The 14930-nt window shown below is 58.9% G+C and carries 9 protein-coding genes; all 9 read left to right on the top strand.

Annotated features, from left to right (window positions below; genetic code table 11):
- Positions 1-1407 (top strand): chromosomal replication initiator protein DnaA, encoded by a 1407-nt coding sequence (gene dnaA, locus WNM05_RS00005; protein WP_434631268.1) that lies wholly within the window; start codon positions 1-3, stop codon positions 1405-1407.
- 42 nt (positions 1408-1449) lie between these two features.
- Complete coding sequence (gene dnaN, locus WNM05_RS00010; protein WP_101709988.1) at positions 1450-2559, top strand: DNA polymerase III subunit beta; 1110 nt, start codon at positions 1450-1452, stop codon at positions 2557-2559.
- A 133-nt stretch (positions 2560-2692) separates the two neighbouring features.
- Entirely contained in the window at positions 2693-5083 is a 2391-nt protein-coding gene (gyrB, locus tag WNM05_RS00015; protein WP_434631271.1) for a DNA topoisomerase (ATP-hydrolyzing) subunit B, read from the top strand.
- A gap of 80 nt (positions 5084-5163) precedes the next feature.
- On the top strand, positions 5164-5985 hold the full coding sequence (locus WNM05_RS00020) for a DUF3800 domain-containing protein (RefSeq protein ID WP_434631273.1): 822 nt from the start codon (positions 5164-5166) through the stop codon (positions 5983-5985).
- Between the two features lie 234 nt (positions 5986-6219).
- Entirely contained in the window at positions 6220-8565 is a 2346-nt protein-coding gene (locus tag WNM05_RS00025; RefSeq protein WP_434631276.1) for a type I restriction-modification system subunit M, read from the top strand.
- Positions 8562-9878: a hypothetical protein gene (locus tag WNM05_RS00030; protein ID WP_434631279.1), complete on the top strand. Its 1317-nt coding sequence runs from the start codon at positions 8562-8564 to the stop codon at positions 9876-9878. Before WNM05_RS00025 ends, WNM05_RS00030 begins: the two co-directional genes overlap by 4 nt.
- Positions 9879-9969: 91 nt before the next feature.
- Entirely contained in the window at positions 9970-13209 is a 3240-nt protein-coding gene (locus WNM05_RS00035) for a type I restriction endonuclease subunit R (protein ID WP_434631281.1), read from the top strand.
- Between the two features lie 72 nt (positions 13210-13281).
- On the top strand, positions 13282-14208 hold the full coding sequence (locus WNM05_RS00040; RefSeq protein WP_434631284.1) for a COG2958 family protein: 927 nt from the start codon (positions 13282-13284) through the stop codon (positions 14206-14208).
- A gap of 275 nt (positions 14209-14483) precedes the next feature.
- Complete coding sequence (locus tag WNM05_RS00045) at positions 14484-14897, top strand: DUF1484 family protein (protein WP_434631286.1); 414 nt, start codon at positions 14484-14486, stop codon at positions 14895-14897.
- Positions 14898-14930: the final 33 nt, after the last annotated feature.

A 14930-nucleotide genomic window follows, 5' to 3' on the forward strand; every position in this document is an offset into this window, starting at 1 on the left:
ATGACTGAACTGGATCAATTCTGGCCTGCTTGCCTCGCTCGCCTGGAGGCCGAACTGTCTTCGCAACAGTTCAACACCTGGATCAAGCCGCTCACAGCCGAAGCCGGCGACGAAGGCATTGCGCTTTTCGCGCCGAACCGCTTCATCATGCAGTTCATCAAGGACCGCTTCCTTGGCCGCATAGAAGAGCTGGCGGTGGAACTGGTGGGCGAGTGTCTGGTGGAGCTGCGTCTGGGCGCGCCGTCGACGAAGCCGCTGCAGCCGGCCGCCCCCGGCGGCCAGCCCAAGGCCCGCGAACCGGCCAAGGCCGCCGCCAGCAGCGCGCCGGCCGCGCCGTCCCCGGCCAAGCAGGCCGCGGTGAAGGCCATAGGCGGCAGCCACGAGAGCACGCGGCTGAACCCGTCGTTCACCTTCGACACCCTGGTGACCGGCAAGGGCAACCAGCTGGCGCGCGCCGCGGCGATGCAGATCGCCGAGAATCCGGGCGACCAGGCCTACAACCCGCTGTTCGTCTACGGCGGCGTGGGCCTCGGTAAGACCCACTTGATCCAGGCCATCGGCAACCACGTGTTCCAGAAGAACCCGCAGGCCAAGATCCGCTACATCCACGCCGAACGCTACGTGGCCGACATCATGCGCGCCTACCAGCACAAGGCCTTCGACGAGTTCAAGCGCTACTACCACTCGCTGGACCTGTTGCTGATTGACGACATCCAGTTCTTCGCCGGCAAGAACCGCACCCAGGAAGAATTCTTCTACGCCTTCAACGCGCTGATCGAGGGCGGCAAGCAGGTCATCATGACCTGCGACAGCTACCCCAAGCAGATAGAAGGCATGGAAGAGCGGCTGATCTCGCGCTTCTCCTGGGGCCTGACCGTGGAAATCCAGCCGCCGGAGCTGGAGATGCGCGTGGCCATTCTGATGAAGAAGGCCGAGGCCGACAGCATCAAGCTGGAGCACAACGTCGCCTTCTTCATCGCCCAGAACGTGCGCTCCAACGTGCGCGAACTGGAAGGCGCGCTGAAGCGCGTGGTGGCCTACGCCCGCTTCACCAACCAGAACATCACGCTGGAACTGGTGAAGGAGGCGCTGAAGGACATCCTGGCCGCCGGCAACCGCCAGGTGACGGTGGACGCCATCCAGAAGACGGTGGCCGAGTACTACAAGATCAAGCTGTCCGACATGCACAGCAAGAAGCGTTCGCGCGACATCGCCCGCCCCCGCCAGGTGGCGATGGCCCTGGCCAAGGAGCTGACGCAGCTGTCGCTGCCGAATATCGGCGACGCCTTCGGCGGCCGCGACCACACCACGGTGCTGCACGCCTGCAAGACCATCTCCGAGATGCGCGAGAACGATGCCGACATCGCTCACGATTACGAAGCGCTGCTTTCCATGCTGCGCAACTAACACCATGATCCGACTCTTCACCATTCATTGGGAGCCCGCCACATGCTGATCCTGCAAGCCGAACGCGATGCCCTGCTCAAGCCCCTGCTGGCAGTCACCGGCATTGTCGAGCGTCGTCACACCCTGCCCATCCTGTCCAACGTCCTGATCGAGAAGAAGGGCGGACAAGTGGGCTTCCTGGCCACCGACCTGGAAATCCAGATCACCACGGCCAGCAGCGACGAACTGCCGGGCGAGGATTTCCGCCTGACCACCTCGGCCAAGAAGCTGCAGGACATCCTGCGCGCCATCCCCGGCAACACCGCCGTCACGCTGGAACAGCTGGACGGCGGCCGCCTGGTCCTGAAGGCCGGCAAGAGCCGCTTCAACCTGCAGACGCTGCCGGCAGAAGATTTCCCGCTGCTGTCCGTCGGCAGCGCCGGCGAATCCAGCTTCACGCTGTCGCAGCGCGAGCTGAAGCGCCTGATCTCCCAGGTGCAGTACGCGATGGCCGTGCAGGACATCCGCTACTACCTGAACGGCCTGCTGATGCAGACCGACGGCAACCAGGTGCGCCTGGTGGCCACCGACGGCCACCGCCTGGCCTTCGCCAGCGCCGACGTCACCGCCACCCTGCCGAAGGCCGAGGTGATCCTGCCGCGCAAGACCATCATCGAGCTGTACAAGCTGCTGCAGGACAGCGACGACGAGATCAAGATCGAAGTGCTGGCCAACCAGGTGCGCTTCAGCTTCGGCGCCACCGTCATCATCAGCAAGGTGGTGGACGGCAAGTTCCCCGACTACAACCGCGTGATCCCGCTGGACAACGACAAGCTGTTCCTGATCGAGCGGCTGGAATTCCTGCACGCGCTGCAACGCGCCGCCATCCTGGCCAACGAGAAATTCCGCGGCGTGCGCCTGGTGCTGGCGCCGGGCAAGATGTCCATCCTGTGCACCAACAGCGAACAGGAAGAGGCCGAGGAAGAACTGGAAATCGCCTTCCAGGGCGGCACGCTGGAAATCGGTTTCAACATCAACTACCTGCTGGACGTGCTGACCAATCTGCCGGCCGACACGCTGCAACTGGCGTTTGGCGACTCCAACCGCAGCGCGCTGTTCACCATTCCGGACGTCAGCAACTTCAAGTACATCGTGATGCCGATGCGCATCTGACGCGGCAACGGAGCGGGCGGCCCCACCGTCGCCCACCGGGTAAAGAGCCGCCGCCCACCGGACGGGCGGCTCTCAAGAATGACCGGCGCGGCGCGCCTCGCGGCGCAGCCGCCGCCATTTGGAAGGTTTGAGTATGAGCGAACAAGAATACGGCGCGGACAGCATCAAGGTTCTCAAAGGCCTGGATGCCGTGCGCAAGCGCCCCGGCATGTACATTGGCGACACCCAGGACGGCACCGGCTTGCACCACATGGTGTTCGAGGTGCTGGACAACGCCATTGACGAGGCGCTGGCCGGCCATGCCGACACCATCAAGGTCACCATCAATCCGGACAACTCCGTCTCCGTCGAAGACAACGGCCGCGGCATCCCCACCGACATCCACCCGGAAGAAGGCCGGTCGGCTGCCGAAGTGATCATGACCATCCTGCACGCCGGCGGCAAATTCGACAGCAACAGCTACAAGATCTCCGGCGGCCTGCACGGCGTGGGCGTATCGGTGGTCAACGCGCTGTCCGACTGGCTGAAGCTGAAGATCTGGCGCGACGGCAAGGTCCATGAAATGGAATTCCGCCGCGGCGACGCCGTGGCCCCGCTGACCGTCACCGGCCATACCAGCCACCGCGGCACCGAAGTGACCTTCTTCGCCAGCGTGGAAACCTTCGGCCATATCGAATACCACTTCGACATCCTGGCCAAGCGCATCCGCGAACTGTCCTTCCTGAACCAGGGCGTGGGCATCCAGCTGATAGACAAGCGCAGCGGCAAGGAAGAAAACTTCGCCTTCTCCGGCGGCGTGTCCGGCTTCGTCGAATACATGAACCGCAACAAGACCGTGCTGCACCCGAAAGTCTTTTACGGCATCGGCGAAAAGGACGGCATGAGCGTGGAAGTGGCGATGCAGTGGAACGACTCCTACCAGGAGAGCGTCCAGTGCTTCACCAACAACATCCCGCAACGCGACGGCGGCACCCACATGACCGCGCTGCGCCAGGTGATGACCCGCACGCTGAACCAGTTCATCGAAGAATCCGAAGTGGCCAAGAAGGCCAAGGTGGACACCACCGGCGACGACATGCGCGAAGGCCTGACCTGCGTGCTGTCCGTCAAGCTGCCGGACCCCAAGTTCTCCAGCCAAACGAAAGATAAACTGGTCTCCAGCGAAATCGGCCCGGTGGTCAATGAAGTGATCAGCGAGGCGCTGAAGACCTATCTGCTGGAAAACCCCAACGACGCCAAGATCATCTGCGGCAAGATCGTCGAAGCCGCCCGCGCCCGCGAAGCCGCGCGCAAGGCCCGCGAAATCACCCGCCGCAAAGGCGTGATGGACGGCCTGGGCCTGCCGGGCAAGCTGGCCGACTGCCAGGAAAAAGACCCGTCGCTGTGCGAACTCTACCTGGTGGAGGGCGACTCCGCCGGCGGTTCCGCCAAGCAAGGCCGCGACCGCAAATTCCAGGCCATCCTGCCGCTGAAGGGCAAGATCCTCAACGTGGAACGCGCCCGCTTCGACAAGATGCTGCAAAGCCAGGAAGTGGCCACGCTGATCACCGCGATGGGCTGCGGCATCGGCAAGGACGAGTACAACCCGGACAAGCTGCGCTACCACCGCATCATCATCATGACCGATGCCGACGTGGACGGCGCCCACATCCGCACGCTGCTGCTGACCTTCTTCTACCGCCAGATGAGCGAGCTGGTGGAACGCGGCCACATCTACATCGCCCAGCCGCCGCTGTACAAGGCCAAGCACGGCAAACAGGAACGCTACCTGAAGGACGACTACGAGCTGAACCAGTACCTGCTGCAACTGGCGCTGGAAAAAGCCGAGCTGATCCCGGCCGAAGGCGCGGCCCCGCTGGCCGGCGACACGCTGGACGAAATCGCCCGCCAGTTCCTGCTGACCCGCGCCGTCATCGAACGCGAAAGCCGCGTCATCGACCCGCTGGTGCTGGAAGCGATGCTGAAGGCCCCGGCGCTGTCGCTGGAAAGCCAGCAGCAATCGGAACAGACCATCGCCAGCCTGTCCGCGCTGCTGCCGGCCGAAACCATAGAGCTGCAACTGCTGCGCGACGAAAAGAACGACGGCCACCTGGTGAAGATCATCCGCAAGCTGCACGGCAATGTGCTGGTGACAGTGCTGGACCAGAACTTCCTGGACAGCGGCGACTACGCCGAGCTGAAGAAGACCGGCAGCCTGCTGGGCGGCCTGCTGCGCGAAGGTGCCCACGTGAAGCGCGGCGAAACCGTGCGCCCGGTGGCGGAGTTCGGCGAGGCGCTGGACTGGCTGTTGGCCGAAGTGAAGAAGGGCATGAACATCCAGCGCTACAAAGGCCTGGGCGAGATGAACCCTGAACAGCTGTGGGAAACCACGATGGACCCGGCCGTGCGCCGCCTGCTGAAGGTGCGCATCGAAGACGTGATGGGCGCCGACGACGTGTTCACCACGCTGATGGGCGACGAGGTGGAGCCGAGACGTCAGTTCATTGAAGGCAATGCGCTGATTGCGCGGAATATCGACGTGTAACATGCAACAACCGGTCAGCCTCCCGCAAAGCGCTGACCGGTTTTTCCATCCCACTCTGTAAACTTACAGAAGGATTGATCATGAAACACGCCAAGGAAGCACCGCAACAATCCCCAGACTCAGCAGCACCCCTCCCCGCCCAAACCGAAAAATTCAGCAAATACATTGTCTACGTGGACGAAAGCGGCGACCACGGCATGCAAGCGCTGGATACACACTACCCCGTCTTTGTCCTGGCCTTCTGCGTTTTCCACAAGCAGTGTTACAACCGCTCTGTCATTCCGGCGCTCAACGAATTCAAGTTCAAACACTTCGGCCACAACCTGGTGGTGCTGCACGAACACGAAATCCGTAAAGAAAAAGGCGAATTCCGCTTCGCCAACCGCCCTCACAAACAGGCCTTCCTGGATGAGCTGACCACTATCATCGCAGACAGCCGCTTTATGCTGATCAGCTGCGTGATCGACAAAGCCAAGCTGAGGGACAAAGTCGCGGAAACCAGCAATCCCTACCACCTGGCGCTGGGCTTCTGCCTGGAAACCCTCTACGAGCTCTTGCAGGAAAAGAACCAGCATGAACTGCAGACGCACATCGTGGTGGAGTGTCGCGGCAAGAAAGAAGATCAGGACCTTGAGCTGGAATTCCGCCGCATCTGCGCCGGCAACAACCGACTACAGCACGGACTTCCATTCGAGATCATCTTTGCCGACAAGAAGAGCAACTCGGTTGGCTTGCAACTGGCAGACCTGGTTGCCAGGCCCATCGGCACCCACATCCTGAGGCCAGGGCAGCCAAACCGTGCCTTCGAGGTGCTGCGCCACAAATTCTATTGCAGCGGCGGCCGTAGCCAAACAGGGCAAGGCTACGAAGACTGGGGCCTGAAAGTGTATCCACGCCCCTGAAAAGCGAAAGGCCCCGATGAAACTCACCGAGGCCATGACGCCGACCGGGCACTCCCAGTCCACTTGCACCGAAATATACTCGAGTCGATCGCACTTGACAAGATGGAAAACTGTCAGAACATACACGCCACGTTAAGCTCGCACTCCTCCCTTACAACCCCAGACACCCCGCGCCCCGATGGTGAAATCCATTAAAATGGCGGCAGCCAGAATTTAGACAAGATTGCAGAACCCATGTCCCAAGCCAATAACAACAACCTCGCCGCTGACATCTGGTCGCTAGCCGACCTGCTGCGTGGCGACTTCAAGCAAAGCCAGTACGGCCGCATCATCCTGCCCTTCGCCCTGCTCAGACGGCTGGAGTGTGTATTAGCCGATACCAAGCAAGCCGTGCTGGCGGAACTACCCAAAGTGGAGGCGAAGAAGCTGCCGGAAGACGCCCAGGAACAACTGCTGCTGCGCGCGACCCGCACCGCAACCAATCCCAAAGGCCTGAGCTTCTGCAATACCTCGCCGATGGACCTGTCCCTGCTGGGCGAGAACAATATCAAGGCCAACCTGGAGCGCTACATCCTGTGCTTCAGCCGCGATGCGCGCGGGATTTTCGACTACTTCAAATTCAGCGACTTCATCGGCCTGCTGGACGATGCCAACCTGCTGTACAAGATCGTGCAAAAAGTGGCCACCATGGACCTCAGCCTAACCAGCGTGTCCAACCACGATATGGGTAAGGTGTTCGAGGAGCTGATCCGCAAGTTTGCCGAAAGCTCCAACGAAACCGCCGGTGAACACTTCACCCCGCGCGACATCGTCACCCTCACCACCGCCCTGCTGTTCTGCGAAGACGACGACGCACTGAGCAAGCCCGGCATCATCCGCACCATTTACGACCCCACCGCCGGCACCGGCGGCTTTCTGTCCGAAGGCATGGAATACCTGTACAAGCACAACCCGCAAGCGGTGATGCGCGCCTACGGCCAGGAACTGAACCCGGAAAGCTACGCCATCTGCAAGGGCGACATGCTGATCAAGGGCCAGGACATCAGCAATATCAAGCTGGGCAACACCCTCTCCAACGACCAGCTGCAAGACGAATCCTTCGACTACATGCTGTCCAACCCGCCGTTTGGCGTGGACTGGAAAAAGATAGAAGGCGAGATCAAGGCCGAACACGAAGTCAAAGGCCATGCTGGCCGTTTCGGCCCCGGCTTGCCACGCGTATCGGACGGCTCGCTGCTATTCCTGCTGCACCTGATCAGCAAGATGCGCCCAGTGGAACAAGGCGGAGCCCGCATCGGCATCATCCTCAACGGTTCGCCGCTGTTTACCGGCGGTGCCGGCTCCGGCGAATCGGAAATCCGCCGCCACATCCTGCAGAACGATCTGCTGGAAGCCATCGTCGCGTTGCCCACCGACATGTTCTACAACACCGGCATTGCTACCTATATCTGGCTGTTGACCAATCACAAGCCAGCCGAGCGCACCGGCCTGGTACAGCTGATAGACGCCAGTAATCTGTACGGCAAGATGCGTAAATCGTTGGGCAGCAAGCGCAACGAAATCAGCGATGAAGACATCGCCCGCATCGTTCGTACCTTTGGCGGCTTTGAAGTGGTGGAAACCCAGCTGCTGGACAAGACCGCCGACGTCAAAAGCAACCGCGGCCGTCCCGCCGCCAGCGCCAAGGCCGACACGCCCAAAACCTTTGCCAGCAAGATTTTCCCCACCCATGCCTTTGGCTACCGCCGCGTCACCATAGAACGGCCGCTGCGCCTGTCCTGGCAATTCAGCCAAGAGCGCCTGTCCACGCTGCGCTTTGACAGCGGTACGCTGAACAGCGCCATGCAATGGATCTATGCCGACTACGGCGCTGCATACTGGCAAGACAACCTAAGCTGCCCGGACTACGGCCAGCTGCATGATTACGAAGCCGAAATCCGCCGCCACCTGAAAAAGCACTTTGCCGACCTCAAGGAAAAGCAGATCAAGGACCTGCTGGACGCCAAGCTATGGCGCAGCCAGCTGGCCCTGCTGCTCAAGGCCCGTGCGCTGCAGCCGCATATCGGCGATGCCCAGCACGACGACTTCAACCGTTACGATGCTCAACTCAAGGCCGCCTGCAAAACCGCCGGCCTGACGCTGGACACCCGCGAGAAAAAACAACTGGCCGACGCCGTCAGCTGGAAAAACCCGCAAGCCGCCAAAGTCATCAAAAAGGTCCACAAAACCGCCGCCCGCCCGCTATACGGCCTGTTCGCCGAAGGTGGCGAGGTACGCGAATACCAGCCGGACACCGAGCTGCGCGACTACGAAAACATCGCGCTCGATCCCAGCCGCAGCGTCAACGAAGTCAACGAAGCCTATTTCCTGCGCGAAGTGCAGCCACATGTGCCGGAAGCCTGGATGGATGACAGCAAGCGCGATGCTCAGGATGGAGAAATCGGCATCGTCGGCTACGAAATCCCGTTCAATCGCCACTTCTACCAATACCAACCGCCACGGCCGTTGGAAGAGATCGATGCCGAGCTGGATGCGGTCAGCGCCGAAATTATGGCCTTACTGCAGGAGGTACATTCGTGAGTCGATACAAGACTTATCCCGAGTACAAAGACTCTGGAGTGGAATGGCTAGGGTATATTCCTCTCCATTGGGATGTAAAACGTTTTGGACAGTTCTTTGACGAAAGACGAGAAAAGGTCAGCGATGAAGACCACCCTGCATTGTCTGTCACAATGCAGGGCATTGTTCCTCAGTTAGAAACTGTCGCAAAAACTGACGCTGGCGACAATCGAAAACGTGTTTGCCAAAATGATTTTGTTATAAATAGTAGATCTGACAGGAAGGGCTCTGCAGGAATTTCCGTTCACGAAGGGTCGGTATCCTTAATCAGTATCGTAATGGCACCACGAGGAATCTATCCATTATATGCCCATCATCTATTGCGAAGCTATCCATTCCAAGAGGAATTCTATCGCAATGGCAAGGGAATTGTTGCCGACTTATGGAGCACAAACGCTTCGGAATTAAAGAATATTTTACTTCCGAGTCTTCCATTTGCAGAGCAAGAGGCAGTTGCTAACTTTCTTGACTATGAAACTTCAAAAATAAATGTGCTAATCGAGAAACAGCAAATTCTGATCGCCTTACTCAAAGAAAAGCGCCAGGCAGTCATCAGCCATGCCGTAACTAAGGGTTTGAATCCTGATGTCCCGATGAAGGATTCGGGTGTAGAGTGGTTGGGGATGGTGCCGGCGCATTGGATTGTACGACGCTTGAAGCATACAGCTGCGCTCCAATCCGGCATGCCAAAAGGTAAAGACTTGGCAGATCGACACACTATTTCCGTTCCCATGTTGAGAGTAGCAAATGTACAAGATGGTTACGTTGATCTATCAGATGTCCACCAAATCAAGATAGAACCCACAGATTTAGACCGATACACCTTGAAAAACGGTGATGTGCTAATGAATGAGGGCGGAGATAACGATAAACTAGGCCGTGGTGCAGTTTGGGATGGCAGCATCCAACCGTGCATTCACCAAAACCATGTTTTTGCCATTCGCCCTCAGGAAATTGAGCCTGAATGGCTAGATTTAGTAACGCGGGCGGACTATGCCAAGTTTCACTTTTTCCGTGTAGCCAAACAAAGCACTAATCTTGCATCAATTTCCTCAAGCAACATCAAGGAAACCCCTTTGCTCATTCCACCAGAGGTGGAACGCAGAAACATCATGAAATTTGTTGAAAGTAAACTTTCAAAATTTGATTTACTGGAAATGCAGGCCAATAAGCAAATTGAACTATTCCAAGAACGCCGCACCGCCCTGATCTCCGCCGCAGTCACCGGCAAGATAGACGTACGCGACTGGCAGCCACCTGAGGCAGTCGCATGACAGTGGGCAGTTCTGAGGCATAATAGAGGGCCGCATCCTATGCGGCCCTGTTCACGTTTGCACCGCCGCCGGGCGGCCCCAGGTATAGCGCATGAGCGATCTCGCCGCAGAAAAGCAGTTTCAAAACGACATCATTCAAGACTTGCTGGCCAGCGGCTGGAAGCTGGGTCAGCCCCAGCATTACCGCCGTGACCTGGCGCTATACGTGCCGGACCTGTTGGGTTTTGTGCAGGATACCCAGCCAGAGGAATGGCGGAAGTTCTGCGCCAATCACCCCAGCCATACCGAAGAGAAACTCCTGGAACGCGTGGCAGCACAGCTGGCCAAGGCCGATCCGCAGGCCACCGGCAAAGCGGCGCGCACCTTTGGCACGCTGGGGGTGCTGCGCCACCCACTGCGCGACCGCAACACCCGCTTCTTCCTGTGCCAGTTCCGCCCGGACCACGCGCTGAACCCGGACACCCTGGCCCACTACCAGAAAAACCGCCTCACCCTGGTGCCGGAGCTGGTTTACAGCCCCTGGGTCGGCACCTCGGTAGACCAGGCGCAGACCAAGGCCTGGCGCATCGACTTGGTGCTATTCGTCAACGGCTTGCCGGTAGCCACGCTGGAACTGAAGTCCGAGTTCAAGCAGGCGGTGGAACGCGCCGTACATCAATATAAAACCACCCGCCTGCCAGTAGACCCTGTGGCAAAAAAGCCGGAGCCGCTGCTCAGCTTCAAGCGCGGCGCGCTGGTTCACTTTGCCGTGAGCCAGTACGAAGTGCAGATGACGACCAAGCTGGCCGGCAACGACACCTTCTTCCTGCCATTCAACAAGGGTACTGCCGATGGCGGCGCCGGCAACGAGGTGCCGGCCGATATCCAGCGCTACGCCACCGACTATCTGTGGCGTGAGGTATTGCAGCCGGACAACCTGCTCACCATCCTGGGCCGCTATGTCCACCTGAAGATTGAAGAGAAAGAAGATTGGGAAGGCCGCAAGGTACGCAAGGAAAGCATGATCTTCCCGCGTTACCACCAATGGGACGTGGTCTGCCGGCTGCTAGAGGCCGCACAGCGTGAAGGCGTGGGACAAAAATATCTGGTACAGCACAGCGCCGGCTCCGGCAAATCCAACTCCATCGCCTGGAGCGCGCATCAGCTGTCCTCGCTATACCGGGCCGAGGGCAGCAAGCTGTTTCACTCGGTGATCGTGGTCACCGACCGTACCCTGCTGGATGCCCAGCTGCAGGACACCATTTACCAGTTTGAACATACCGATGGCGTGGTGGGCCGCATCAACCGCAAGGAAGGCGAAGGCAGCAAGGCGGAAAAACTGGCGGCTGCGCTGGAAATGGCGCAGCCCATCATCATCGTCACCATCCAGACCTTCCCCCATGTGTTGAAGGCGATAGAAAACAGTGCCGCGCTCAAGCAGCGCCGCTACGCCATCATTGCCGACGAGGCGCACTCCTCGCAAACCGGTGATACCGCCAAAGATTTGAAAAACGTGCTGCAAGGCGACGTGGCAGAGCAAGATAACGAGGACCAGGTCAGCGAAGCCGCCGCTGCCAGCCAGAGCAATAAGAACCTGAGCTTTTTCGCCTTTACCGCCACCCCTAAGCCGAAAACGCTGGAAACCTTTGGCCGACGCCCCAATCCGACCGAACCGCCCTCCAAAACCAATAAGCCGCAACCCTTCCACGTTTACAGCATGCGCCAGGCGATTGAAGAGGGCTTCATTCTGGATGTACTGAAGAACTACACCAGTTATCAAGTGGCCTACAAACTGGCGCTAAGGCTGCAAGAAGCGGACGACCAAGTAGACAGCAAACGCGCCAAAGTGCGGCTGAACCAGTGGGTTAAGCTGCACGATTACAATGTGGCGCAAAAAGTGCAGGTGATTGTCGAGCACTTCCGCACCCATGTGATGGGCCTGTTGGGCGGCCAAGCCAAAGCCATGGTGGTGACCGGCTCTCGCAAGGAGGCGGTACGGCTGAAAAAGAGCTTTGACGCTTACATTAGCGACTACGGCTACCAGAAACTGCGCGCCATGGTGGCTTTCTCCGGCGAAGTGGCCTTCAGCCAGCAAGACCCGAATCCGGAAGGCTTGCTGGGTGAAAAGTTTACCGAAAGTAATATGAACCCCGGCCTGAAAGGGCGGGACATGCGCAAGGCCTTTGATACCGACGATTACCAGATCATGATCGTCGCCAACAAATATCAAACCGGCTTTGACCAACCCAAGCTCTGCGCCATGTACGTGGACAAGAAGCTGGCTAGTGTGGAATGCGTTCAGACGCTGTCCAGGCTCAACCGCACCTATCCGGGCAAGGCGGAAAGCGGCACCTTTGTGCTGGACTTCTTCAACAAGCCGGAAGAAATCCTGGAAGCTTTCCAGCCCTATTACCAAACCGCCGAGCTGGCCGATGTCTCCGACCCCAACAAGGTGTTTGAGCTATCGGAAAAACTGAGGGCGGCGGATATCTTCCTGTGGCAAGAGGTGGAACAATTTGCGCAGGCCTTCTACAGCAAGAACAAGAGCAATGCGGCGCTGGCCAATATCTGCAAGCCGGCGCTGACGCGCTGGAGCCAGCGTTACCAATCCGCGGTAGCAGCATTCAAGGACGCCAAATCCATCTTTGACCGTACCAAGAAAACCGGCGATGCGGTATTGATTGCCAATGCCGAAACCACGCTCAAGGACTGCCAGCGGGAAAAGTCCGCGCTGGAAATCTTCAAGAAAGACCTGGGGTCTTTCGTGCGCTTTTACGTCTTCATGTCGCAGATTGTGGATTACGACGACGCCGACCTGGAGAAACTCAGCCTGTACGCGCGTCATCTGCGGCCCATGCTGCGTGAAACGCTGGATGGCGACGAGATAGACCTGAGCAATGTCACGCTCAGCCATTACCGCCTGTCCAAAATCCGCCAGCAAGACCTGGCGCTGAAAGAAGGCCAAGGCGACTATCTGCTGCAGCCCGGCAATGAAATGGGCAGCGCCAAGGCGAAGGACAAGAAAGAAGAGTTCCTGTCGCAAATCATTAGCCGCCTGAACGAGATTTTTGTCACCGACCAACTCTCAAACAAAGACATGGTGAGCTACGCCATGACCATCCGCGACAAGCTCAGTGAAAACGCTACCGTGATGCAGCAGATTGCCAATAACCCGCCGGAACGGGCAATTTTGGGAGATTTTGCTTCTGCCATCGATAGTGCCATCATCGACAGCGGCGACGCGCACCAGAACCAAATGATGCAGCTGCTGGCAAATCCAGACCGCAAGCAACAGTTTGCCCGCCTGATGTTTGACTTGCTGATGCATCCGCCGCAGCCGCCTCAAGCATAAGTACGCCGGGGACCCAGATAGTGGGTCCATCAACCTCTACCCTGTCCAAACCTTTGCTTGTAAAAGAATAAAATGAGTCGCCTGTCCCAATCCCAAAAAGTCGCCCAGTTGTTGCGCAGTCACCCCGGACAGCGTTTCACTGCCCGCCAGATTGCCAGCGCCATCGTGAATCAATACCCGGAAGACTACGCCGACAAGCGCAGCAATCCGCGCTTTGCCGATGACAAGGCATTTCTCTCCCAGGTGGTGGCGGAGATTGGCGCACAGAAAGATGCCATCATCGGCGCGGATAGCCGGATACGCTGGCAAGACAAGCCTCGGCCACGGGTGTACTGGTATGAAGCCACGGATGCGGCGGTGGAAACGGTAATTGAAGAAGACGAAGATGATAGCCCGGCAGCCGAACAGGCCGATCTAAGCGAACACCAGCTGTATCCACTGTTAATGCAGTATCTGCAAACCGAGTTGTCCCTGTTTAGCCTGCGCGTAGACGAAAAACGCTCTCGCAACCAGCGAGGCAGCGGCGGCAACCACTGGCTGCATCCGGACTTGGTGGCCATCCAACCAGTAGCCAAGAACTGGCATGAATTGGTTCGCAATTGCGTGCGGTACGGCAGCGGCCAGAGTGCACGGCTATGGGCGTTTGAAGTGAAAAAAGAGCTAAGCCGAGGCAATGTACGCAAATACTTCTTCCAGGCCGTCAGCAACTCCAGCTGGGCCAATGAAGGCTACCTGGTTTGCACCGGCATCGTCGGCAAGGATACCGAGGATGAATTGCGCATGCTGTCCGCGCTGCACGGCATAGGCGTCATCGTACTGGATAGCAGCAACCCCAGCGAGAGCGAAATCGTCGTTCCCGCCCGTGCCCGCCAGGATGTCGACTGGCAATCGGTCCACCGGCTGGTGGAAGAAAACGAAGACATGCGCGAATTCGTGGAACTGGTCTCCACCTACTACCAAACCGGCCTCCTGCGGCCACAAGACTGGAATAAGTATTAACCCCAGCCTTGCCAGCCTGACCCCCTCACCGGATAATTGACCTCGTGCCGTTCAATAGCGGCACCGGGATTGGCGTCCCGAAATCTCGGCGGACTGCGGCGCAAGCCACAGTCCTCGCACCATTGCTGCGCGCAAGTTATGGCGGGCCTTGGTGGGAGTGTCGCAAGACACGCCGGTTCCGAGATTCCGGTACGCCAATCCTGCCTTGCGCCTGCCACCCACCGATTGGCGTCGGAAACGCAGGCCAGCACGCTAAAATCTCGGAGGGTCTTGCCATGAGCAGCATTTCCCGCAGTGCGTCCCACATCGCCGTACTCCACAGTCCCTTGTTCCGCCAGCGCTGGCTGCTTTTCAGCGCCTTTTCCTCTGATTCCCAATCCAGCCTGCTGGCGATGAGCCGGCTGCACCAGGCGTTTGACGCGTTGCAGGCCCAGCTGCCGCCCAACGATCAGGCCTGGGTCAACGTGCAGGCCGATCATCTGGCCCGGCTGTGCCAGGACATAGAGGATGCGGTGGTGGAAACCATCGCCCACCTGTCCCACGCCCAACTGGGTCTGCAATCGGTACTCGGTCTGTTGGACTGCCTGGACGAAAGCGTACGCCTGCCGTCCAGCCGGCTGACGGAACTGCTGGCGCCACTGGACAAGCACATGGACCAGTCGCTCCGCCTGCTTACCCGCGTCCTGTAGACCGCCCCCTCTCAGCCGGGCCGGCCCGCGCCG

Source organism: Chromobacterium sp. CV08, assembly GCF_051129845.1.
GTDB lineage: Bacteria > Pseudomonadota > Gammaproteobacteria > Burkholderiales > Chromobacteriaceae > Chromobacterium.